This is a genomic window from Prosthecobacter sp. SYSU 5D2, assembly GCF_039655865.1.
In the GTDB taxonomy this organism is placed as follows: domain Bacteria; phylum Verrucomicrobiota; class Verrucomicrobiia; order Verrucomicrobiales; family Verrucomicrobiaceae; genus Prosthecobacter.
Genome location: NZ_JBBYXL010000006.1, coordinates 382,323 through 406,692, shown reverse-complemented (window position 1 = coordinate 406,692; position 24,370 = coordinate 382,323). Strand labels below are relative to the sequence as shown.

Genomic DNA, 24,370 nt, shown 5'->3' with positions numbered 1-24,370 from the left:
GGCGGCCATGCATGTTCACGGTTCTGCGCGTGTGCTGACAAACAGTCCTTCGGGGGTTACCTTGACCTGACGCACAGCTTTGAGCACGGTGCCGATGGGCTCGACGTTGCGATAGGGGGCGATCCAGGGCCAGAGTTCCATGCCGTTGACAAAGCCATCCGGCACTTCCTTTCCAGGGACCTGAACGTCCACGACCTTGGCATCCAGGCCTTCTTCATGGATGTGCATGTAAAAGGTGATCTCGCCGATGAGGTAGCGCTTTTTGTCCTCCCAGAATTTGATGTTGTTCAGCGGCAGGCAGACCTGGCCGGTGATGGCATTCTTATCGGGGATGGTTTTCTCCAGGCGCACCAGGTCGGCATAGCTTCCGTAACCGGTGTCCGGGGCGATGCTGATGATGGCATTCAGATCCGCGATGGTGAGGCTCAGCTCGGCAGGCTGGTTGTTGCGGGCGGCCTCGGCAAAGGTGGTGAGGCGTTTTTCAAGTGCGGTACGGGCCTCCGGAGTGACCTCCACCGGCGGCAGGGTGATGGGGGCATCCACGGTGATCTTGGCAATCTCCTTGTCCTGGGTGATGAGGGAATAGGCGCTCCAGGCGATGATGCCGAAAAAGATGAAAGCGGCCATCGCCATGATGGCGCAGCCGTAGAAGGGGTTGAACGGGGCGGTGGGGACTTTTTGAAAGCGGGACATGGTCAGTGCTGGGGTCTGCATTCTTGCCCAGCCTGGGGCCTGCGCCAAGCGGGAATCAGGGCTCGATGCCGGCGGCCTCCCGCGCCTCCTCTGGAGTGAGCAGGACAGCGCCTTTGATGAGGCGGCAGAATTCCTTCTTGCTGACCTGCTGCTCCGTTCCTTGTTTGGTGACGAGGTCCTTCATGGCTTTGTAAACAATGAAGGTGCGGTCCCAGTGGACGATGCGCAGGTAAAGGTCGCCCTGTTTCCAGATCTGGTTTTGTTGAAGTTTCATGAGGCTGTCTCTACATGTGGCGGGGGAGGGGAGCCAAGGTGATTCTTTTTGAAATGAGCAGGCGGCGGCTTCGTTGTGGAAGGCTGACCATGATCCGACCTCTCACCTCCCTTTTTTCCCTGGCAGTGCTGTCACTGGCTCTCATCTCCAGCAGTGGGCTGGCGGCGGAACGGCCCAACCTGATCTGGATCATGGCGGATGACCTGGGCTACGGGGATCTGGGCTGTTTTGGCCAGAAGGTCATCACCACGCCGAACCTGGACCGGATGGCCAAAGAGGGGATGAAATTCACCCATTTTTATGCCGGGGCCACGGTGTGTGCGCCATCCCGCAGCGTGCTGATGACGGGGCTGCATCATGGACGTACGCGGGTACGTGGGAATTCCGGCAAGACGAATCCGGCTGCACAGGCCCTGAAGGAGGGTGATGTGACGGTGGCCAAGGTGCTGAAGGAAGCGGGGTATCAAACGGCGCTCATTGGCAAATGGGGTCTGGGGGATGTGGGGCCAGCGGAAACGGGGCTGCCTCGCAAGCATGGCTTCGATTACTTTTACGGCTATCTGAACCAGTCGCACGCGCACAATCATTTTCCTGACTATCTCTGGCGGAATGAGACGAAGGAGCCGCTTTCAAACATCGTCACACCGGTGGGGGAGAATGGCGGCGGTTATGCCACGGAAGCGATCCATTTTGCCGATGATCTCTTCGCCGATGAGGCGCTGAATTTTGTGAAGGAGAGCAAAGACGCGCCGTTTTTTCTCTATTGGAGCATGGTCATCCCGCATGCGAACAATGAGCGTGCGCGTGAACTGGGTGATGGTGCACATGTGCCGGACTATGGTCCGTATGAGGACAAGGACTGGCCTAAACAGGACAAGGGCCAGGCGGCGATGATCACCCGGCTGGACAGCTATGTGGGCCGCATGATGGAGTTGCTAAAAGAGCAGGGGCTGGCGGAGAAGACGCTGGTCATTTTCACCAGTGACAACGGGCCGCACAATGAGAGCAAACATGACCTGACGCGCTTCAATCCCTCCGGCCCTTATACGGGGATCAAGCGCAGCCTGACGGATGGCGGCATACGCGTGCCGATGATCGCCTGGTGGCCGGGCAAGGTGAAGGCGGGGACCGATTCGCGGCATGTGGCCTACTTTGCCGACTGGCTGGGCACGGCGGCGGATCTGGCCGGGGCCAAGGCACCGGAGAAGATTGATTCCATCAGCTTTAAGCCCACTCTTTTGGGCTCAGGCACGCAGGAGCAGCATGAGTTCCTTTATTGGGAGTTTCATGAAGGAGGCTTCAAGCAGGCGGCTCTCTACAAAGGCCGCTGGAAGGGCATCCGCCAGGGCGGGCCAAATGCGCCGGTGGCGCTCTATGACCAGCAGAATGACGTGGCTGAGGAAACCAATGTGGCCAAGGAGCATCCGGAGATCGCGGAAAAGATCGGCGAATACCTGAAAACGGCGCGCACGGAGCTGCCGGAATGGGAGCCGAAGTGGAAGGCGGAAGGGAAGAAAAAGAAGTGAGCTGACCTGGTGGATGTTTGATAATGGCTCCGTCTCCTATGAAAACGCTCCCTTGCTTTCTAGCTGTGCTCTTGCTTCTGCCTGCGGTCCTGTCAGCTGCGGACAAGGCCCGGCCTAACATCATATTCATTCTGGCGGATGACCTGGGATATGGGGACATCGGCGCGTATAAAAAGCTGCCATCAAAGATTCCCACGCCGAATGTGGATCGCATCGCCAAGGAAGGGATTCGTTTCACGGATGCGCATTCGCCTTCCTCGGTCTGCTCACCCACGCGCTATGCGCTGCTCACGGGAAGGTATGCGTGGCGGTCGCGGTTGCAGCAGGGGGTGGTGCCGCCTTGGGGTCCACCATTGCTCAAAGAGGGCCAAACGACGGTCGCCACGATGCTGCGCGAAAAGGGTTATAGGACAGGACTCATCGGCAAGTGGCACCTGGGCATCCAGTGGCCGACGAACGACGGCCAGCCTGCGGCGGCGGGGCCGGACCGGCTGAGCAATGTGGACTTTTCCAAACCCTTTGCCGGCGGGCCGGTGGCGCATGGGTTTGATCATTACTTCGGCGTGGATGTGCCCAACTATCCGCCCTACTGCTTTTTGAAAAACGACCGCACGGTGGGCATTCCCACGCTGCCGGACACCGGACGTGTGGACGGATTCAACCGGCCCGGACCGATGCTGGAAGGCTGGAAGCTGTTGGACATTCTGCCGGAGCTGAACCGGCAGGCGGTGAGCTTCGTGGAAAGCTCGGCCAAAAGCGGCAAGCCTTTCTTTCTCTATTATGCGCTGACCTCGCCGCATTATCCGGTGGTGCCTGCCAAGGAGTTTCAGGGCAAGACGACGGTGGGGGATTACGGGGACTTTGTTTTCCAGACGGACTGGTGCGTGGGGCAGATCCTGGAGGCGCTGGAGCGTGAAGGCGTTGCGGACAATACGCTGATCATTTTCACCAGCGACAATGGACCGGAGGTCACCGGTGAGGTGAATCCAGGCGTGTATGACCGTGTGCAGATCCACAAGCATCACAGCCTGGACGGACTGCGCGGAGCCAAGCGGGACCTTTGGGAGGCCGGTCACCGTGTGCCGTATGTGGCGCGCTGGCCGGGAAAAATTGCACCCGGTTCCGTCAGCGAGGAGACCATCTGCCATGTGGACTTTTTGCGCACGATGGCGGCCATTGTCGGGGCGGAGCTGCCGGAGGATACGGGAGTGGACAGTCACAATGTACTGCCCTCTTTGTTAGGTCAAAAGACGGATGCGCCGATTCGTGAGGGCACGGTGCATCACAGCGGCTCCGGCCGTTTTGCCATCCGCAAGGGGGACTGGGTGCTCATTGCCCATGTGACTGGCGATGACAACCGCCGCGCGGGTGAGCCGGAATGGATGAAAAAGCAGCGCGGTTATGTGGCCCATGACCAGCCGGGCGAGCTGTATCATCTGAAAGACGACCTCATCGAGAAAAACAACCTTTACGCTGAGAAGCCGGAACTGGTGGCTGAGATGCGTGCCTTGCTGGAAAAAATTGTAGCCGATGGCCGCTCCACGCCCGGTGCTGCGCAGTCCAATGACGTGCCGGTGGTCATTGACAAACCGATCTTGAATCCCCAAGGCAAAAAAGCCAAGGTCCGACCATGAAGCTCCTTTTCCTCTGTCTCATCCTTCTTTGCGGTCTGGCCTATGCGGCAGAACGGCCTAACATACTATGGATTACCAGTGAGGACAACAGCCCCTATCTGGGCTGCTATGGTGACAAACTGGCGGTGACTCCGAATCTGGACAAGCTGGCCTCTGAAGGGCTGCGCTACCGGCATGCCTATGCCAATGCGCCCGTGTGCTCAGCTGCCCGCAGCACCCTGATCACCGGCATGTATGCGACAACACTGGGCGTGCACAACCATCGCAGCAGCGTGGCCACGCCTGCCGCATTCAAGATGTACCCTGAGCATCTTCAGGCTGCCGGTTATTACTGCACTAACAACAGCAAGACCGATTACAACTTTGCCAACCGGGGCAAAGGCAAGGGAAGCAAGATTTGGAACGATTCCAGCAACAAGGCCCATTACAAGAACCGCGCGGATAACCAGCCTTTTTTTGCCATCTTCAACTTCACCAGCAGCCACGAAAGCCAGGTGGCTCCCAAGAAAGGCAAAAGCAGCTTCCGCATTGCGCCGGAGGCTATGCCGCTGCCGCCTTATCATCCCGACACGCCGGAGATTCGCGCGGACTGGGCCAACTACTATGATCAGATGACGGTCATGGATGCGCAGGTGGGCGAAGTGCTGGCCGGACTGGAAAAGGCGGGGCTGGCTGAAGACACCATCGTTTTCTACTATGGCGACCACGGCGGAGCACTGCCACGCGGCAAACGCAACATCCACGACTCCGGCACCCGCGTGCCATTTATCGTCCGCTTTCCCAAAAAGTGGCAGCATCTGGCCCCGGCCATGCCCGGAGAATGGGTGGAGGATCCGGTGAGCTTTGTGGATTTCCCCGCCACGCTTTTCAGCCTTTGTGGAGTGGACATTCCTGAGCACTACCAGGGCCGTCCTTTCCTTGGAGAGAAGAAGGTCGCTCCACGCGAGCACGTCCTGCTTTATCGCGGCCGCATGGACGAGCGCTACGACACTGTGCGTGCCATTCGCGATGCGGAGTTCCGCTACGTGCGCAACTACGCGCCGCATCGCCCCTGGGGCCAGCATTACAGCTACCCCTTCCAGGTGCAGCCGAGCATGAGGTCCTGGTATGCCGAGTTCGCCGCAGGCCGCTGCAACGAGGTGCAGTCAGCTTATTGGAAAGCGAAACCCTCCGAGGAGCTTTACCGCCCGGAAGGCGATCCGCATGAGCTCAACAATCTCGTCGAGGACAAGAGCCATGAAGCCCGGCTCAAAACGATGCGCGAGACCCTTCGTGCCGAACTGGTCAGCAGCCGCGATGCGGGATTCATTCCTGAGGGCATGGTGGCGCGGCTGGCCGGTGAAGGCACGATTTACGACTATGCCCAGAGCGAGGCCTATCCGCTGGAGCGCATCCTCGATATCGCAGATGCCGCTGTCTCTCGCGATGCCGCGCATCTGCCCGCCCTCATGGGCGCTATGGAAGATCCTCACCCCGTGATCCGCTACTGGGCCGCCACCGGCTGCCTGGTTTTGCAGGATAAGGCCGCTCCGGCCAAGGAGGCTCTCAGCCGTCTGCTGAAGGATGAGGCATTGGATGTCCGGGTCGTGACCGCTGAAGCGCTGGCCTATCTGGGTGAAAAGGAAATCGCTTTGGCGACCGTGACGGATGTCGCTAAAAACGGCGAGCCCTATGAATCCCTGGCCGCGCTTAACACCCTGGATTTCCTCTGGAAAGCCGGGCACATCACCCTGGCCCAGGCCCAGGACAGTGTGCGCGGGCTCAAGCTCAGTGAACCGAATGACCGCATTCCAAACTACCTGCTCTCTGAAAAATGAAAACGATTACCCTTTTGGTTAGTCTGCTGGCGGCGGTGTGCCTGTCCGCATGGGCGGAAAAGCCCAACGTCATCCTCATCATGGTGGATGATTTTGGTTATGAATGCGTCACGGCCAATGGCGGTGAATCCTACCAGACGCCGGTGCTGGATGGTCTGGCCAAAGAGGGGGTTCGTTTTGAGCATTGCCACACCACTCCACTATGCACACCCACCCGGGTTCAGCTCATGACCGGGCGCTACAACGTGCGCAATTATTTAAACTTCGGCACCCTGCCGAAGACCGAGACCACCTTTGCCCATCTACTCAAAAAAGCCGGTTACGCCACGGCCATCTGCGGCAAGTGGCAGCTCGGCGCGGACAAGGATCTGCCTCAGCATTTTGGCTTTGATGAATCCTACCTCTGGCAGCACACGCGCCGCCCGCCGCGTTATGCCAATCCCGGCCTGGAGCACAATGGCGAACCCGTGGACTTCACCAATGGCGAATACGGGCCGAAGCTGGTCAATGACTTCGCGCTCGATTTCATCACCCGGCACAAGGAAAAGCCCTTTTTCTTGTACTACCCGATGATCCTCACGCACAATCCCTTTCAACCCACTCCTGACAGCCCGGAATGGGACCCGGCTACGCAGGGGGAGAAGGCGAAGCAGCATGACAAGCATTTCGCCGATATGACGGCTTACACGGACAAGATGGTGGGGCGTCTCGTCAGCAAGCTGGATGAACTTGGCGTGCGCGAAAACACACTTCTGCTTTTTATCGGAGACAACGGCACGCACAGCCAAATCAGCAGCCGCTTCAAAGGCGCGGATTACCAGGGCGGCAAGGGAACGACCACCCGTCACGGCACCCATGTGCCCATGATTGCAAGCTGGCCCGCGCAGATGAAAAGCGGACGCGTCAACGGTGACCTCATCAGCACCGCTGACTTCCTTCCTACCCTGTGTGAAGCCGCCGGTGTGACCGTGCCGGACAATATTGATGGAGTGAGCTTCCTGCCGCAGTTAAAAGGTGAGGCCGGCTCTCCTCGCGAATGGCTTTACTGCTGGTATTCGCCCCGCCAGAGGGCGGACCTGACCGTGCATGAATTCGCCTGGAACCAGAGCTACAAGCTTTATCGCGACGGCCGCTTTTTTGATCTCACCGCAGACCCTTCTGAGAACAAAGAACTGATGGTGGAAGGACTCACCGGAGAAGCCGCCGCCGCTGCCACAAAGCTGGGTGGCGTGCTGGAAAAGTTCAAGGATGCCCGTCCGGTGGAGCTTGATGAAGCCTTCATGAAAGCCGCCAAAAACGCCCCTGACAAAGCCAAAAAGAAGAAGGGCAAAAAGTGAGCTTGAGAGCCGGAAAGGTTGTTCAGGGCAGGTTGTTATTTGCTTGACTGCGCAAATAAGCATTGCTTTGTCAGCTGCGTGCTCGCCGTCCTCATCATTCTCGTCGCCTCCATTGTCGCTTACGCCAATGGGGCGAACGCCAATTTCAAAGGCGTGGCATCGCTCTTTGGCAGCGGAACCACCAGCTATCGCACAGCGCTGAACTGGGGAAACCTGACTACGGCGGCCGGGGCGGTTTCCGCCATCTTTCTCGCGGGACATCTGCTGAAGGCCTTTTCAGGCAAAGGGCTTGTGGAGGATTCCTTGATTTCAGATCCTTCCTTCCTCCTGGCCGTGGCCATCGGGGCCGCCGCCACCGGCAGTCTGGCCACCTGCCTTGGCTTTCCTGTCTCAAGCACCCATGCTCATACAGGTGGTCTGGTGGGCGCTGGAATGGTGGCCAGTCCCGGCGGGGTGAACTTGGTGCACCTCTGGAGTACTTTTGCCATGCCGCTCATTTTTGGACCTGTGGTGGCCATCCTTCTCGGTACCCTGTTTTATCTGCTGCTGCGCCGGCTTAATCTGGCCCCAGATCATCGCACCCGCACCCTGGATGCCTTGCATTTTCTCAGCGCTGGTGCGGTCGGTTTTGCACGCGGAATGAACGACACACCGAAGATCGCCGCCCTGCTGGTAGGCGTGTCTTTTTGGACCGGTGAAAAAGGCATCCTGCTTGTTGCGGTGGCCATGACCTTCGGCGGGCTCATCAGCGCCCGGCGGGTGGCGGAGACGCTGTCTCACAAAATCACGGACATGAATCCCGGCCAGGGTTTCACGGCCAATCTCACCACCTCGCTGCTCGTCATCGCAGGGTCCGTTTACGGTCTGCCACTCTCCACGACGCATGTGTCCGTGGGGTCCCTGCTGGGCATTGGCATCATCACCCAGCAGGCGCGCTGGCGCACCGTCATTCCCATCCTCATGGCCTGGGTCATCACCGTCCCCTGCGCGGCCGTGCTGGCGGCGCTGGCCTATGCTGTCTGCCGCACGGCCTTTTGACGTCTGGCTTTTCATTCTCCCGAACATGAAAAAATACATCAGCCTCCTGGCGCTAGCCGCAGCCACCTCCCTCCAGGCCACCCCCACGGGTCTGAACAACATCCCCACTGGCGATACCGTCCCACATCGGGTCGTGGCCGTCCAGGCCTTCAGCAGCTTTGGCGGGGCCAACCAGTTTGCCACAGCAGGGCCTGGCCAGCATTCGTTCTGGATGGGTTTCAAAACAGGCTGGGAGTTTGGACCTGCCCATCTGGAGTGGGGCCTGGACAGTCCGCTGGGTTCGGACATGAGCAGTCCGCTGTTTTTCCAGACAAAACTCGGTTTTAAACCGTGGGAGGATGGAGCCTTCGCATTGGGTGTCGCTGGCGTGGCGATGACGGACATTGACCGCGCCGGAGATCCCTTCACCTACGCCATGCTGGCCCATGATTTTCACTTCGCCCGGTTTCACCTCGGATACGGTGTGCAGACAAACGGCAACACGCTGCTCGCCGGTGTGGACAAAACCTGGAAGTTGCTGGACCGCGATTTCAATCTGAATGCCGACCTGGTGCAGATACGTGAACAGGAAGCCTGGCTGCCTTCTGTCGGAGCCAAGTATGGATTGAGCGAGCACATCGTGCTTGAGACCTGGGCCAACTTTCCAGACCAAGGCTCCGTGAGCTTCATCGCCAAGATCAATTTCGTTTTCAAATTCTAACTCGATCATCGTAAAACCATATGAAACACTTACTCTCCATCCTCACGATCACTGGACTTCTGGCCCCTGTCCTCAATGCAGAGATCAGCCTCATCAGCCCTGCCGATGCGAAGGCCCTGATTGAAAATCCCGATGCCGCCAAGCGCCCCATCGTGCTGGACACACGCGGCGGCTACAAGGACTACTTCCGTGGCCACCTGCCTACCGCGCATCACATCAATTTCGACACCCTGCGCGGCACTAACGAAGGAATTCCAGTTCAGTATTTGCCGGATGACATCACCAAGGCTCTGCTAGTCCGTGCCGGTGCACATAAGGACCGCACGCATATCGTATATGCCACGGGGGACGTGCTGCCCAATGATGAAATCCTCAGTGCCACCATGGTCGCGCATGTGCTGGAAAAGGAAGGTATCAAAGACATCCGCATCCTGGATGGAGGTCTGCCGGAATGGAAGAAGACGGGCAACGCCACCACGCAGGAATACTTCGGCAACCCCGCTGGTGTGCTGCCCGAAAAAGCCGCTCTGGAAATCGCCGCCAACATTGACGATGTCCTTGCTGAAAAAGACAAAGCCGATGTTGTCCTGGTGGATGCCCGGCCGCTGAACGAGTTCCTTGGCGAAGACGATGTGTGGCTGCGCAAAGGCCACATCCCCGGCGCGGTCGGCTTCCACTGGGCACGCCTGATGGAGAAGGACAACACGCACAAGTTCAAGCCCCTGGCCGAAGTAAAGGCCGAGCTGGAAAAGGCCGGCATCACCCCCGATAAAAAGGTCATCTGCTACTGCGGCACTTCTCGCGAGGGCAGCCTGGTGCGCTTTTACCTGAAGCACGTGGCGGGTTATCCGGACGTGCGCCTGTATGAAGGTGCCTGGAAGGAATACGTGTGGGTGAAAAACCAATCCCTGCCAGCGGAAAGGTCCGCACGCATGGCGAAGTAAGCCGTCACTGAGAGCCGGTCACTGGCCATCTGCCAATGGCAAAAACATGACCGCATCGGCGATCACCACTTTGTTATCCTCGGTGCCGTCATTGGAGATGCGCACCCAGCCTTTACGGCCGGCTTTGAAACGGAACTTGCCCAGGCTGCGCCACAACCGTGCATGGGCGGGTTCCTCCTGCTGGTTGATGCGCAAGGTCTGCTCACCATCTTCATGGTGGATCGTGACCGGAGTCCGTAGGCTGCGGCGGACATTGTAGCAATGCGCGAGCCGTACTTCATACCAGCCCTCCTTGGGCAGGTCTGGTGTGAAGGTGACGGATTTGCCGCCCTTGCCGCTCTTCATGTCGTGCAGGTAGCCCAGGCCGACATAGGGCGGCGTATGCGTGGAGTACTGCCATTCACCCCCCAGCGTGGCGGCGGTCTCATCCACCACGATCCCCGGCAGGGAAGCGGGATCGCTCACGATGAAGGGGACCAGCTCCGGCCGGTCCACCTCGCCGGGAGCATGGGTGTTGGCGACCGCTTGCGGATGCGGTTTCAGGCTTTTGGGTGGATCTTCGCCCAAGGCCAGGCAAGGCAGCAGAATGGCAGGGAAGAGGCCGCGCATTTTCATGCCGCAGTCTTGTCCACCTATGCTCTGCCTGGCAAGCCGGAGTGTGACGGGAGAATGACGTTTTTCAGTGAAGGAAAAGGTGAGTGACTGCGTTTCCCGTGTTCTGCCAGCCGGCCCGTTCCCAGCCATGAAACCTTTTTTGCTCGTCCTCCTCAGCCTCACGACGCTGGCCTTTGGCCAGTCCTCCAAACCGAATGTCGTCGTCTTTCTCGCGGACGATGCCGGCTGGGGAGATTACAGCCAGAATGGCAATACGATGGTGGCCACGCCGAACATTGATTCCATTGCTAAAAACGGTGTCACCCTGGACCGCTTTTATGTCTGCCCGGTGTGCTCGCCCACACGGGCAGAATACCTGACCGGACGTTATCATCCGCGTGGTGGTGTGCGCGGCGTCTCCACCGGCCAGGAGCGGCTGAACCTGGATGAAAAAACCGTGGCAGATGCTTTCAAAGCTTCTGGTTATGCCACCGGTGCCTTTGGCAAGTGGCACAACGGCAGCCAATGGCCTTATCATCCCATGGCGCGTGGTTTTGATGAATACTTTGGTCATACGGCGGGCCATTGGGGCGAATACTTTGATCCGCCGCTGGAGCACAATGGCAAGATGGTGCGTGAGAAGGGATACATCGTGGACATCTGCACGGACAAGGCCCTGAATTTCATTGAGCAAAACAAGGACAAGCCCTTCTTCTGCTACGTGCCCTTCACCACCCCCCACTCTCCGTGGGCCGCCCCCGAAAAAGACTGGCAGCGCTTCAAGGACATGGCCATCACCCAGACCGCGACAGATGCGGAAAAGGAAGTGGCTGATGTGACACGCTGCGCCCTGGCCATGGTGGAAAACCAGGACTGGAACGTCGGCCGTGTGCTGACCAAACTGAAAGAGAATGGCCTGAGCGATAACACCATCGTCATTTACTTCTCCGACAACGGCCCCAACAGCAACCGTTGGACCGGCGGTATGAAAGGCCATAAAGGCAAGACGGATGAAGGCGGCGTACGCTCCCCCATGTTCATCTCCTGGCCTGCGAAATTGCCCAAAGGGCATGTAGTCCCGCAGATCAGCGGGGCCATTGATCTGCTGCCCACCCTCACCTCACTGGCCGATGTGCCACGCGTGGGCGACAAGCCTCTGGATGGCCGCGACCTCTCACCCTTGCTGATGAAGGAAAACGTCGAGTGGCCAGACCGCATGATCTTTTCCACCTGGGCGATGAATGCCAGCGTGCGCACCCAGACGCATCGCCTGGATAATGCAGGCAAGCTTTATGACATGCTGGCCGATCCCGGCCAGACCACGCCCGTCAATGACAAGGAGCCCGTCCTGGCCAGTAAACTCACCGCAGCGGTGAAGTCCTGGCGCCAGGAGGTCTTCGGCAATGCCGAAGGCGCGAAGCCCAAGGACAAGGCCAAAGACTCCAAGAAGGGCAAAGGCAAAGGCAAGGGGACCGATTCCCGCAATGCCGTAGATGCCCGCCCTCTCACAGTGGGATACCGTGAGTTCCCCATCACCATGCTGCCTGCCCGCGATGGAGAGCCGCGCGGCGGCGTGGAACGCAGCAGCGGCGCACCCAATTGCTCTTATTTTGTCAACTGGACCAGTAAGGACGGCCACATCGTCTGGCTGCTGGATGTGAACACCGCAGGCCGGTATGATGTCACCATCGATTATACCTGCCCCATCGCCGATGCAGGTTCCACCATTGAGCTTAGATTCAAAGACAGCCGTCTCAGTGGCAAGGTAAGCCCCGGCTGGGACCCGCCGCTCTATACCAACCAGGACACCCTGCCACGTCCTCCGGCTGAATCCACGATGAAGGAATTCCGCACCCTGAACCTGGGCGAGATGAAACTGGAATCCGGCCAAGGCGAACTGACCCTCCGCGCTCTCGAAATACCCGGTAAGTCCGTCATGGATGTCCGCCGCGTCACCCTGACCCTGCTTGACTGATTTCCCTCCAGAGACCTCATGAAGTTCCTTTCGTTGCTCACCCTCAGCTGTCTCATTGCCTTCTCGGAGGCTGGCGCCAACCGCCCGAATTTCCTCATCATCTTCACCGATGACCACGGCTACGGCGATGTCTCCACCTATCACGAATCCGATGTCCTCACGCCGCACATTGACCAGCTTGCCAAAGAAGGCATGCTCTTTACCCGGATGCGGGCCAATTGCACCGTCTGCTCACCGTCACGCGCGGCCTTGCTCACCGGGCGGTATGCGGACCGCGTGGGTGTGCCGGGTGTCATCCGCACCCAGCCGGAAAACTCCTGGGGCTACTTCGATCCGAAAGTCCCGACGATTGCGGACGAGCTCAAAAAGGCCGGTTATCACACCGCCATCATTGGCAAATGGCACCTGGGCCTGGAATCCCCGAATACACCCAATGAGCGCGGTTTTGATTTCTTCCACGGTTTCCTAGGGGACATGATGGACAGCTACATCACGCATGAGCGCCACGGGAATAACTACATGCGTCGCAACGCCGAGGTCATCCAACCGGAAGGCCACGCCACCGATCTCTTCTCCGCCTGGGCAGGCGATTATTTCAAAGAACGCGCCCAGGCCAAGGATCAGCCTTTCTTCCTTTACCTCGCGTTTAACGCCCCGCATTTCCCCATCGAGCCACCTGCCGACTGGCTGGCCAAGGTCCAAAAACGCACCCCTGACATGGATGCAAAACGTGCCCAAACTGTCGCCTTTGTCGAGCACTTGGATGACCGCATTGGCCAGGTGCTGGCGGCGCTGAAGGAATACGGGCTGGATCAAAACACCGTCGTCGTCTTCACCGCCGACAACGGCGGCTCGCTGCCCCACGCGCAAAACAACGATCCCTGGCGCGATGGCAAGCAGAGTCATTACGATGGCGGCCTGCGCGTCCCTTTCATGGTGCGTTGGCCCGGCGAAGTAAAACCCCGCTCCACCAGCGACTATGCCGGGCTGAACTTTGACCTCTTCCCCACCTTCCTCGAGCTGGCCGGTGCCAAACCCAGCGCGGCTTTGGATGCCGTGAGCCTCGTGCCCGTGCTGAAGGGCGAGCCCGTGGAAGCTGTGCGCGATCTCTACTTTGTCCGTCGTGAAGGCGGCGGTGCCTATGGCGGCAAGAGCTACGAAGCCCTCATCCGGGGCGATTGGAAGCTGCTTCAAAACGATCCCTACAGCCCGCTGGAACTCTACAATCTGAAGAACGATCCTCAGGAGAAAAACAACCTCCGCGCCAAGGCCCCCAAGATCTTCAACGAGATGTCCACCGCCCTTCGCCAGCACATCCAGCGCGGCGGTGCCACCCCCTGGCAGCGCCCGGAGTGATCTGACGGCCTGCATTTCCTGATTGCTCCGCGTCTGGGCCGTCGTTATGCAAGGCCTATGTATCGCCCGTTGCTCCTCCTTTTCTCCTTTGCCACCCTGGCCAGTGCCCAGCTCCGTTCTGACGGAGCCACGGCCTCCTTCCGTGGCAGCCTGCCACCGAAGCCCATCGCTGCCCTTTCGGAGGCACAGGAAGCCGCCATTGAACAAGAACTCGCCGCCGTCACCGCCTCCTTTCAGGCCGTGAAAAACCACGAGCGTGCTGCCGATGCCGACATCTTCCTCAAAGCCGTCCGCTACGCGCTGGACTTCGATGAATGGTATGACAAGAAGCCCGAGGACGGCATCAAAAAGGTCTCCACCTTGCTTGTGGAGGCCAAAATCCGCATAGCCGCCCTGAAGAACGGCAAGACGCCGTGGATGGAAGGCAGCGGGAACAAAGTCCTCGGTTTTTATTCCGCCATTGATGGCAGCCCCCAGCCTTATGGCGTCGAGGTGCCCGAAGGCCTGTCCTTTGGCAAAGGCAAGAAACCCGTCCCCATGTGGATCTGGCTGCATGGCCGTGGCGATACCGCCACCGACCTGCATTTTGTCTATGGCAAACTGACATCGAAGAAGCCCGGCCAGTTCCAGCCGAAGGGCACGATTGTCATCCATCCCTTTGGTCGCTACTGCAACGGCTGGAAAAGCGCAGGCGAGACCGATGTCTTCGAAGCCCGCGACGATGCCAAAGCACGCTTCAATGTGGATGAAAACCGCATCGCCCTCGCCGGCTTCAGCATGGGCGGCGCAGGAGCCTGGCACATCGGCGCACACTTTGCCGACCAATGGGCCTGCGTTCACGCCGGAGCCGGTTTTGCCGATGTGAAGCGCTATCAAAAGCTCACACCGGACAAATACCCCGCCTGGTATGAGCAGACCCTCTGGGGCGTCTATGACGTGCCCGACTATGCGCGCAATTTCTTCAACGTCCCCCTCATTGTCTATAGCGGTGAAAATGACACCCAGCGCGATGCAGCTGCGTACATGGAAGGCATCCTCAAAAACGAAGGTCTCACCATCCCCCATCTCATCGGCCCCGGCATGGGCCACAAATATCACCCCGAGGTCATCAAGGAAGTGCAGGCCAAGATCGAAGCCGCCGTCGAAAAGGGCAGGGACCCGATGCCGAAGAAGGTGGTGCTGCAAAGCAAGACGCTGGGGTATAACAAGATGTTCTGGGTGCAACTCCTGGCGCAGGAAAAGCAATGGGAAGATACCCGCATTGAGGCTGAAATGGACGGCCAAGTGCTCCGCGCGAAAACCAAGAACGTGGCGGCTGTCAGGTTCGATCCCGCCATCAAAGCGGCATCTTATGAAATAGACGGGCAAAAGCTGGCCAGCGGGTCCGTTTTTCTCCGCGATGCCAAAGGCACCTGGAAGGCCCAATCCGACAAAGAGAACACCGCCTCATTGAAAAAGCCCGAGAGCGGCCCCATAGAGGAGCCCTTGAAGCGTCCCTTCCTCGTCGTGCTGCCAGAAGGCGACGGCGCCTCGCCCCAAGTGACCGCCTGGGTCAATGCCGAATCCAGCCACTTCCTCACCCGCTGGCGCAGCCTGATGCGCGGGGATGTGCGGGTGAAAAAGGCCGCTGAAGTCACTCCCGATGACATGCTGCGCTACACACTCGTCTTGTGGGGCGATGCCGCCTCCAATCCTCTGGTGGCCAAAGTCCTCGGCGCGGGCAGCACGGCCAGCCTGCCACTTTCCTGGACCAAAGAGAAGCTTGTCCTCGGCACCCACTCCGTTGATGGCAGCACGCACGTCCCGGTCATGATCCGCCCCAATCCCCTGGAGCCACGCGGAACCATCATCCTCAATTCCGGCCTCACTTTCCGCGAGGCGCACGACCGCACCAACTCCCTGCAGAATCCGAAACTGCCCGATTGGGCCATCCTTGACATCACCCAGCCGCCCAATGCGGAAACCGCCGGGAAGGTGGTCGCGGCAGACTTTTTTGATGCAAATTGGAAGCTGAAAAAGTGAACCGTTTCAGGTCTGCTGGAACGGCCATCTTTAAATCTTGTGGAACGCCCGAGGAACCTGGCTTCCAGCCAGATTTCAAGGTCGCGCTCGCAGGGTCAAAAAAAAGCGTGTTTTTCTGCCAAAATCCCTTGGCAGGGAGGGGCAGCTTGCTACCCTGTTTTCCTACCCATCGAGCACGTTTCTGAAGTGGTTTTTCTGGACAGACTCAGGCGATGGAAAAACGACAACTTTTATGCCAGACGAAATCATTGAATCCATCGATTCAAACTCCACCGCCGTAGCTCTCGACCAGGCTTACGGGGCAGATCAAATTCAAAAGCTCGAAGGCCTGGAAGCCGTCCGCCTTCGTCCCGGCATGTATATCGGCGATCCCGATGAGCGCGGCCTCCACCACTGTGTTTTCGAGGTCGTGGACAACTCGATTGACGAGCACCTCGCCGGCTACTGTAAAAACATCTGGATCAACATCCATACGGACGGCTCCATCAGCCTCCAGGATGACGGGCGCGGCATTCCGGTAGAAATGCACCCCAAGGCCGGGATTCCCACCGTGGAGCTCGTTCTGACGAGCCTGCACGCAGGCGGCAAATTCGGCGATGGTGCCTATGAATTCTCCGGCGGTCTCCACGGGGTGGGAGCCAAGTGCGTCAACGCCCTTTCGGACTGGTTCAAGTGTGAGGTTTTCCGCGATGGCAAGATCTACTCCATTGGCTTTGAGCGCGGCAAGACCACCGAGCCGCTGACCGTCCTTGGCGATCTGGATGATCCGGCCACCACTGGCACCAAAATTTCCTTTTATCCGGATGCCACCATCTTCACGATCACGACAGTCTTCGTTTTCGAGCGCCTGCTCGTCCGTCTCCGTGAGCTCGCCTTCCTGAACCCCGGCATCCGCATCACCCTCACCGATGAGCGCGGCGAGACCCCGCGCCAGGAAGTACTGTTTTACAAAGAAGGCGTGAAGCAGTTCGTGCGTGAGCTCGGTGCCGACAAGGACAAGATCCACCCGGACGCCATCGCCCTCGCAGGCCGCCGTGAAGTGGTCATTGATGACAAGAACAAGTTCATCCTCGTGGACTGCGTACTCCAGTGGAACAAAGGCCTCAACGAGCAGACCCTTTGCTTCGCCAACGCCATCCCGAACCCCGATGGTGGCACCCATTATAGCGGTCTCAAAGCGGCCCTCACACGCGCTGTCAAAGCCTACATCAACACCAATCCCAAGAGCTTCAAGGACAAGCTGCCGGACATCGAGAGCGATGACTGCCGCGAGGGCCTCATCTGCGTGCTCAGCGTCAAGCTGCCGAACCCGCGCTTCAACTCCCAGACGAAGGTCAAGCTGGTCAATGGCGAAGTGGAAGGCGTGGTCAGCTCCATCGTCTATGAAGGCCTGATGCGTTTCTTTGACGAGACCCCGGACATCGCGGTCACTGTCATCAATAACATCATCATCGCGGCCAAGTCCCGCGAAGCCGCCCGTAAGGCCCGTGAGGCCATCCGTAAAGACGCCATGAGCAGCGGCGGTCTGCCCGGCAAACTGGCCGACTGCTCCGAGCGCGACCCGTCGAAAACCGAGCTGTTTATTGTCGAGGGTGACTCCGCCGGTGGCTCTGCAAAAATGGGTCGCAACCGCCACAACCAGGCCATCCTGCCCCTGCGAGGCAAACTCATCAACACTGAGAAAGCTCGCCTGGAAAAGGTCCTGCAAAACAAGGAAGTCCAGACCATGATCACCGCCATCGGCACCGGCATCGGTGGTGACAGCGAGGTTGAAGGCTCCTTCAACATCGAGAAACTGCGCTACCACAAAATCGTCATCATGACCGATGCCGACGTGGACGGCTCCCACATCCGCACTCTGCTGCTGACTTTCTTCTTCCGGCAGATGCCGGAGCTGGTCAAAGGCGGCCACATTTACGTTGCCCAGCCCCCCTTGTATCAGGTCACCCGCAAGAAGCGCGAGGAATACGTCCAGGACGATGCCGAAATGGACGCCATGCTTCTGGAAATGGGCTCCGGCGAGATCAGCCTGCGCAACATTGCCGACGGCAGTACAGTCGCCGATGACCGTCTCCAGGCCATCCTTGAGCAGCTCGTCCCGGTAGCCAAATTTGCCGACATCATCCGCCGTCATGGCGGTGACTTCGAGGCCTATCTCCAGGCCCGCGACGAAGCGACCGGCAACCTGCCGCATTACCTCGTCAGCCTCCGCGAGGGCAACGAAGCCAGCATCTTGTACTTCCTTGGCAATGAGCAGCTTGCCGCCTTCGCCCGTGAGAACCATGACCTTCATCTCTTCGGCAAACCCGAGGTGGATCCCGAGGCCAACGGTGCCCCCGCTCCCAAAACCCATCGCCGCGCCCGCCTCATTGAGATTCACGAGGCCCACGGCATGAAAAAGCGCTTTCAGCATCTGGATGAACTGGGGCTGCATGTGGATCACTTCAGCAGCCAGGACAAACCCCTCTTCGAAGTCATCGAAGGCGAGGGCGATCACGCCAAAGTACACCCCGTTTTCAGCATCCCCGGCATCCTTGACAAGGTGATGGAAATCGGCAAACGCGGCATGGAAATCAAGCGCTTCAAAGGTCTCGGTGAAATGAACGCCAAGCAGCTTTTCGAGACCACCATGGACCCGAACAAGCGCACCCTCCTGCAGGTCAAGCTGGACGAAAGCAACGCCCAGGAAGCCGAACGCATCTTCACCATCCTCATGGGCGACGTCGTCGAACCTCGCAAACACTTCATCGAAGAGAATGCGCTCAATGTGCGCAATCTGGATGTTTGATCCTTCCGCCCAGGTTTCATTCCTGTCCATGGCGAGGAACTGTTCATGATTTCCAATTTCCAGCTTTCCAAAGAGCAAATCATTGACGCCCTCACGGCGTTAAATGGGAAGCTTGCTGCCAAAGAGGTGACGGGAGAGCTGTGCATTTTTGGAGGCGCAGCCATGATCTTGGCTTTTGATGCCCGTCAGAGCACACGTGATGTGGATGGAATTTTTGTTCCCAAAGCCGTTGTGTCTGGCGCCATTGAAGAGGTGGCTCAGGAGTTGGATCTACCCCAGGCATGGTTGAATGATGGAGTGAAAGGCTGGATGTCCAGTTCGGGAGATCTTGTTGCCGAGGGCATGCCGCAATTCACTCATCTTCGCGTTCTTCGGCCCTCTGCCCATTATCTGCTGGCAATGAAATGCCTGGCCGCACGAACCGGCGATTACGATACCTCCGGTGACATGGCGGATGTTCAAACCTTGATCCGGCATCTTGGACTCAAAGACGTAAATCAGGTGCTGGAAATCGTTTCACGCTATTACGACGAATCCAGGCTGTCTCCGAAAACCCGCTATTTCGTTGAAGAAATCATGCTGGAAGAAGGAGGTTTCCAATGACAGGCCAGTCCATGACCACTCTGGCTGCCCAGTTTTCCAGCGTCTCCTCCAAACAGGAATTTGGTTATGCACTGCGTGACTATCTGGACCGCTTTCGCGAGGCTCCTTCGCCTGATCTGCTCGCTGATGAACCTGCTTTGCTTGAATCAAAGCTTCAAGACGAAGGCGTCGCCGATGCATACCTGGCCGCGGCTGCATCCTGGATGTCTCATCAATACGGCTTTGCTGCCCCTCTTTGGGCGCAAGACTCAAAGCGTGTCCTTGACCATCCTTTTTTTGCCGCCAGAACCCACGGCTTGCGCATGATTCTGCTGCAAGAAAGCCCGCCCGAATTTCGCGTCCGCAATCTCTTCGTTTCTGCAAACGCCCTGCATCGTGCCTGACTTCGCCGATGTCTGAATACTGATTACTGAACACCGTTCCCCACTCCCCTTTCCCCGCCATGCACGAATCCAACACCCGTCCCATCTCCGTCGCTGACGAGGTCAAGAACTCCTTTCTTGATTACTCCATGTCAGTCATCATCTCCCGTGCGCTGCCGGATGTGCGGGATGGGCTGAAGCCTTCCCAGCGTCGCATTCTGTATGCGATGCATGAGCTGGGCCTTTATCCGCCAAAGAAGCAGATGAAGTGCGCGAAAATCTGCGGTGACACTTCGGGTAACTATCACCCGCACGGTGAGGCCGTCATTTACCCCACGCTCGTCCACATGGGCCAGCCCTGGGCCATGCGCGAAACGCTGATTGATCCCCAGGGGAACTTCGGCTCGGTGGAAGGTGACCCTCCGGCAGCCATGCGTTATACGGAAGCCCGCATGACGCCCCTCGGCGGCACTCTCATGTCCGACATGGAGAAGGACACCGTGGATTTCGTGCCCAACTACGATGAGCGCCTCACGGAGCCCACCGTCTTCCCGGCCTCTTTCCCAAACCTCCTCGTCAATGGCGGCACCGGCATCGCCGTCGGCATGGCCACCAACATGCCCCCGCATAACCTGGGTGAAATCGTGGACGGCGTCTGCGCCCAGATTGACAACCCAGCCATTACCCATAGCGAGCTTGCCCAGTTCATCAAAGGCCCCGACTTTCCTACGGGATGCGTCATTCATGGCCTGGACGGCATTCGCGAATACATGGAGACCGGCCACGGCAGCGTGCGTGTGCGCGGCCAGGCGGAAATCGTCGAAAACAACAACCGCGAGCAGATCATCATCACGGAAATTCCGTACAATGTGAACCGCGCGGAGCTGGTGAAACGCATCGCCGAGCTCGCCAATGAAAAGATCATCAGCGACATCACCTCCGTCCGTGATGAGTCCGATGAGAACACCCGCGTCGTGGTTGATCTCAAGCGCGATGCCCGCCCGCAGGTCGTCCTGAACAACCTGTATAAATTCACCGCGCTGGAGAGCAGCTTCAGCATCCACATGCTCGCCATCGATGGCGGCCGCCCGCGCGTGCTCAGCATCAAGGACGCCATCGCCTGTTACATCGAGCACCGCCGCGAGGTCATCATCCGCCGCACCCGTTTCCTGCTTCGTAAGGCCGAGCAGCAGGCTGAAAAACTCGAAGCCTACTTGCTCGCCCTCGGTCACCTGGATGACTTCATCAAAATCATCCGCGACAGCCGCAATCGTGACGAAGCCCGTGCCGGACTCAAGGCCTACCAGTTCAGCGTCGCCACCGCAGAGCGCCTCGGCATCCTCATCCGCAGCCAGCCCAGCATCCAGGGCGATCGTTACGTCTTCACTGATACCCAGGTGGACCAGATCCTAGAGCTGCGCCTCTACCAGCTCACCGGTATGGAGCGCGACAAGATCAAGGCGGACTACGATGAGCTCCTCGCCACCATCACTGACCTGATGGACATCCTGGCCAAGGAGCAGCGCGTGCTGGACATCATCAAGGACGAGCTGCGCGCCATCAAAGCCAAGCACGGCACCCCTCGCCTCACCCGCATTGATGCCATGGGTGGCGGCATCGAAACCATTGACCTCATCCCGAACGATGCCAACATCGTCACCCTCACCCACTTCGGATATGTGAAGCGCACGCTCACCAACGAATACCGCCTGCAGGCTCGCGGTGGGAAGGGGTTGAAAGGCATGGAGGCCCGCGAAGCCGCCACCAAGGAGGACAAAAACGACTTCGTGGAGACGCTCTTCAGCGCCAACATGCATGACTTCTTGTTATTCTTCACCAACACCGGCCGCGTCTATGTGGAGCGTGTTTATCAACTTCCGGAGGCCCCTCGCACCGGTCGTGGCCGCAGCATCAAAAACGTACTGAACCTTCGCCCTGAAGAGAAGATCAACAGCGTCCTCCGCCTTGAGGCCCAGGGTGTGGAAGACGACGCCATGTGGAGCCCGGACAAATTTGTTCTCTTCGCCACCAAGGACGGCACCGTCAAAAAGACCGCCCTGGAAGCCTTCAAAAACTACCGCAAGGACGGCATCATCGCCATCAACATCGAGGAAGGCAACGACCTCGTGGACGTCGTGCTCACCAATGGCAGCAGCGAGATCTGCTTCGCCACCCGCGAAGGCATGTGCCTGCGCTGTGTGGAGACGGACATCCGCGCCATGGGCCGTGGCGCCGCCGGCGTGCGTGGCATCCGCCTGGATGAAGGGGACTACCTCGTCGCCCTCACCGCTGTGGAGCCGGATACCCAGCTCCTCGTCGTCTCTGAGAAAGGCCTCGGCAAACGCACCCCGTTTGAAGACTACCGCCTCATCAATCGTGGTGGCAAAGGCGTGAAGACCATTAACATCACCGAGAAGACCGGCAAGGTCGTCGCTGCCATCGCCGTCCACAATGACGACGAGCTCATGCTCATCACCAGCAAGGGTCAAAATGTCCGCATCCGCGTTGGCGGTGACAAAGGCATCCGCGAAACCGGTCGTGTCGCCCAGGGTGTCAAGCTCATGGACCTCAAGAAAGACGAGACCATCCAAGATGTCGCCACGGTCATTGCCGATGAGGAAGAGGAAGCCATCAACGAAGAAGGCGAAGCCGCCGTTGTCGAAGGCACCGAATCTGCCGCAGAAAATACTGATGCCCCAACCGGGGAAACGGCCACTTCTGAGACCTCCGACTCCGCTGAATCCGAAGCCGACACCCCTGAGTCCTGATCGCATTACACTGAGCCCTCGACGCATGTCATCCGCCTTCCCTGACCTCCAGTCCGCCAGGATTTATGGCATCGTGGATCTTGGTTACTGCGCCCCCGCACAGGTAGAGGCGATGACCGCCGCCCTGTGTGAGGGCGGGGTGGATCTCCTGCAACTGCGCGCCAAAAAGCTGTCGCTGCCGGAGATCGAAAAACTGGCCCGCCTCATGCATCCCATCACCCGGGAGCATGAGGTGCCTTTGATCATCAATGACCACCTGGAAATCGCCGCCACCATCGGCAGCGAAGGCGTCCATGTCGGTCAGGATGACGATGCCGTGGCCAAGGCCCGCGCCGTCGTCGGTCCGGATGTATTCGTCGGCAAATCCACCCATAGCCTGGCCCAGGCCGTGGCTGCCCAGGAGGAAAAGGCTGACTACATCGGCTTCGGCCCTTTGTATGCCACTGGCACCAAGCCGGACTACGTGCCCATCGGCTTGCAGGACATCACCGCCGTTCATCAGCAGGTGCAGTTGCCCATCTTCTGTATCGGCGGGGTCAATGAAGAACGCCTGCCGGAGATCCTCGCCGCCGGTGCCCGCCGGGTGGTCGTCGTCTCCGCTTTTCTGCTGGCTGCAGATGTGCAGGCGTATGTACGAAAGATCAAATCCGCACTGCCCTGACCCATGTCCCTTTCTTCCGTCCTTCGCCTCATCCTGCTCCTGGGCCTGTCCTCACTGACCGTCCAGGCCCAGTCCCCCAAACCCCTGCCACCCGTCCTCATGCAGTGGGCAGCGGCCCAAAAGGACATGCCGGACATGGTCGTCGCCTTTCGGCAGACCCGTACCACGCCCGCGCTGAAAGAACCCCTCACCACCCCTGGCAAGTTCTGGCGTTTTAAAGATGGTGCCTTCCGCTGGGAGCTTGGCCAGCCTGCAGCCACCGTCCTGGTGCGTGACAATACCGAGTTTCGGGTACGCGAAGGAGCCGACGGCAACTGGCAGCCCCTGGATGAAAAAGATGCCCGCTATCGCATGTGGTCCCGTTTCCTCAGCGGCCAGGAAGCCTCACCTGAGGAGCTTCAGCAGCACTTCCTGGTGGATGCCATCGAGCAGACCCCCGACGTCACCGCCATCACCCTGAGGCCAAAGGCCCCCTTCATCCGCCGCCATCTCCGCCAGCTGGATCTGCAAATCTCCCCCAAAACCTTCCGCCTCCTCCAGCTTCGTGTCCTCCAGGGCGATGGTGCCAGCCTCACCATGACCTTCTCCGATCCCCAGCCCGTCACCGCCTCCGACAAAGCCAGCCTGCTCGCACGCTGATACAGGTGCCTAACCAGAAGTTTGGAGTCCCGCATTCATGCGGCTGCATTGGATATCAGGATTCAATTCATCCCTCAACCATCCGGCACTCAGGCCGTTCCTGGCGCAGCCCCGCCCATTTCTCCTCGCTGGAGACATCCTGCGGATCCGGCACCTCCGCCAGATCATCCGGCAGTTTCGCGGGTGATAGGATGGCCAAAAAGACCAGCGGCTCCTGGTGGGGGTTATACGTCGCATGCACCACCCCGGCGGGAATGTGTGCCATTTCACCTGCGCCCAGGATCCGGCATTCTTCACCCACCCACTGCTCCGCCCGGCCATAAAGCACATAAATGATCTCCTCCCGGTGCGGATGACGGTGAAAGGGATGGCAATGCATCGGGGCCATGTTGGCGCGGACCAGCAGCAGCTTTTCCGCCTCTACCAGGTCCGGCCGGCAAAGCCATTCATTATTCGTCCATGCATTCGTTTCACGGGCGGCATCATCAATCTGGACAAATCGGGCAGGGGAGTCAGGCATGCCACCAGCCTAGCCAGCGACCCTTCCCAAATCAATCCCACATCCTCGACCGTCGCGCACCTTTGGCTATCCGATACCAACCTCAGTCCGATAAGGCCAAAAATTGCTAGGCAGACTAA

Annotated in this window: 20 protein-coding genes; 16 read left to right on the top strand and 4 right to left on the bottom strand. The window is 58.9% G+C overall.

Going from position 1 to position 24,370, the window contains the following annotated elements:
- Positions 1–15: 15 nt before the first annotated feature.
- Together WJU23_RS12700 and WJU23_RS12695 are read right to left on the bottom strand one after the other, a co-directional pair.
- Complete coding sequence (locus WJU23_RS12700; protein ID WP_346332950.1) at positions 16–693, bottom strand: hypothetical protein; 678 nt, start codon at positions 691–693, stop codon at positions 16–18.
- Between the two features lie 55 nt (positions 694–748).
- Positions 749–967 (bottom strand): hypothetical protein, encoded by a 219-nt coding sequence (locus WJU23_RS12695; RefSeq protein WP_346332949.1) that lies wholly within the window; start codon positions 965–967, stop codon positions 749–751.
- An 89-nt stretch (positions 968–1,056) separates the two neighbouring features.
- Between WJU23_RS12695 and WJU23_RS12690 the strand changes: the two genes are divergently transcribed.
- The 7 genes from WJU23_RS12690 (at position 1,057) to WJU23_RS12660 (ending at position 9,963) form a co-directional block, all read left to right on the top strand.
- On the top strand, positions 1,057–2,493 hold the full coding sequence (locus WJU23_RS12690; RefSeq protein ID WP_346332948.1) for an arylsulfatase: 1,437 nt from the start codon (positions 1,057–1,059) through the stop codon (positions 2,491–2,493).
- A gap of 38 nt (positions 2,494–2,531) precedes the next feature.
- The gene (locus tag WJU23_RS12685) at positions 2,532–4,127 is read left to right on the top strand and encodes an arylsulfatase (protein ID WP_346332947.1); all 1,596 of its coding nucleotides are present in this window, start codon (positions 2,532–2,534) and stop codon (positions 4,125–4,127) included.
- The gene (locus WJU23_RS12680; protein WP_346332946.1) at positions 4,124–5,944 is read left to right on the top strand and encodes a sulfatase-like hydrolase/transferase; all 1,821 of its coding nucleotides are present in this window, start codon (positions 4,124–4,126) and stop codon (positions 5,942–5,944) included. The genes WJU23_RS12685 and WJU23_RS12680 overlap by 4 nt, the downstream gene beginning before the upstream one ends.
- Positions 5,941–7,281 (top strand): sulfatase-like hydrolase/transferase, encoded by a 1,341-nt coding sequence (locus tag WJU23_RS12675; protein ID WP_346332945.1) that lies wholly within the window; start codon positions 5,941–5,943, stop codon positions 7,279–7,281. Before WJU23_RS12680 ends, WJU23_RS12675 begins: the two co-directional genes overlap by 4 nt.
- Positions 7,282–7,359: 78 nt before the next feature.
- A complete protein-coding gene (locus WJU23_RS12670; RefSeq protein ID WP_346332944.1) occupies positions 7,360–8,319 on the top strand; it encodes an inorganic phosphate transporter in 960 nt (319 codons plus the stop codon).
- A gap of 25 nt (positions 8,320–8,344) precedes the next feature.
- Positions 8,345–9,019: a hypothetical protein gene (locus WJU23_RS12665; RefSeq protein ID WP_346332943.1), complete on the top strand. Its 675-nt coding sequence runs from the start codon at positions 8,345–8,347 to the stop codon at positions 9,017–9,019.
- Positions 9,020–9,039: 20 nt separating this feature from the next.
- A complete protein-coding gene (locus tag WJU23_RS12660; RefSeq protein WP_346332942.1) occupies positions 9,040–9,963 on the top strand; it encodes a rhodanese-like domain-containing protein in 924 nt (307 codons plus the stop codon).
- An 18-nt stretch (positions 9,964–9,981) separates the two neighbouring features.
- Here the strand turns inward: WJU23_RS12660 and WJU23_RS12655 are convergent, their stop codons facing one another.
- A complete protein-coding gene (locus WJU23_RS12655; RefSeq protein WP_346332941.1) occupies positions 9,982–10,578 on the bottom strand; it encodes a xanthan lyase in 597 nt (198 codons plus the stop codon).
- A 127-nt stretch (positions 10,579–10,705) separates the two neighbouring features.
- Between WJU23_RS12655 and WJU23_RS12650 the strand changes: the two genes are divergently transcribed.
- From WJU23_RS12650 to WJU23_RS12610, 9 genes are all read left to right on the top strand, one after another.
- Entirely contained in the window at positions 10,706–12,532 is a 1,827-nt protein-coding gene (locus WJU23_RS12650; protein WP_346332940.1) for an arylsulfatase, read from the top strand.
- An 18-nt stretch (positions 12,533–12,550) separates the two neighbouring features.
- The gene (locus WJU23_RS12645) at positions 12,551–13,888 is read left to right on the top strand and encodes a sulfatase-like hydrolase/transferase (protein ID WP_346332939.1); all 1,338 of its coding nucleotides are present in this window, start codon (positions 12,551–12,553) and stop codon (positions 13,886–13,888) included.
- A 57-nt stretch (positions 13,889–13,945) separates the two neighbouring features.
- Positions 13,946–15,910, top strand: coding sequence for a prolyl oligopeptidase family serine peptidase (locus WJU23_RS12640; protein WP_346332938.1), 1,965 nt, complete (start codon positions 13,946–13,948; stop codon positions 15,908–15,910).
- A gap of 232 nt (positions 15,911–16,142) precedes the next feature.
- Complete coding sequence (locus WJU23_RS12635; RefSeq protein ID WP_346332937.1) at positions 16,143–18,698, top strand: DNA gyrase subunit B; 2,556 nt, start codon at positions 16,143–16,145, stop codon at positions 18,696–18,698.
- A 45-nt stretch (positions 18,699–18,743) separates the two neighbouring features.
- Positions 18,744–19,301 (top strand): hypothetical protein, encoded by a 558-nt coding sequence (locus WJU23_RS12630; protein WP_346332936.1) that lies wholly within the window; start codon positions 18,744–18,746, stop codon positions 19,299–19,301.
- Between the two features lie 11 nt (positions 19,302–19,312).
- Positions 19,313–19,684 carry a hypothetical protein gene (locus WJU23_RS12625; protein WP_346332935.1) on the top strand — a complete coding sequence of 124 codons (372 nt, stop codon included), beginning with the start codon at positions 19,313–19,315 and terminating at the stop codon, positions 19,682–19,684.
- A gap of 59 nt (positions 19,685–19,743) precedes the next feature.
- A complete protein-coding gene (gene gyrA, locus WJU23_RS12620; protein WP_346332934.1) occupies positions 19,744–22,431 on the top strand; it encodes a DNA gyrase subunit A in 2,688 nt (895 codons plus the stop codon).
- Between the two features lie 25 nt (positions 22,432–22,456).
- A complete protein-coding gene (gene thiE / locus WJU23_RS12615) occupies positions 22,457–23,092 on the top strand; it encodes a thiamine phosphate synthase (protein ID WP_346332933.1) in 636 nt (211 codons plus the stop codon).
- A 3-nt stretch (positions 23,093–23,095) separates the two neighbouring features.
- On the top strand, positions 23,096–23,731 hold the full coding sequence (locus tag WJU23_RS12610) for an outer membrane lipoprotein carrier protein LolA (protein ID WP_346332932.1): 636 nt from the start codon (positions 23,096–23,098) through the stop codon (positions 23,729–23,731).
- A 67-nt stretch (positions 23,732–23,798) separates the two neighbouring features.
- On the opposite strand, the gene WJU23_RS12605 is transcribed toward WJU23_RS12610, so the two are convergent.
- Positions 23,799–24,251, bottom strand: a complete 453-nt coding sequence (locus tag WJU23_RS12605; RefSeq protein ID WP_346332931.1) for a cupin domain-containing protein — start codon at positions 24,249–24,251, stop codon at positions 23,799–23,801.
- Positions 24,252–24,370: the final 119 nt, after the last annotated feature.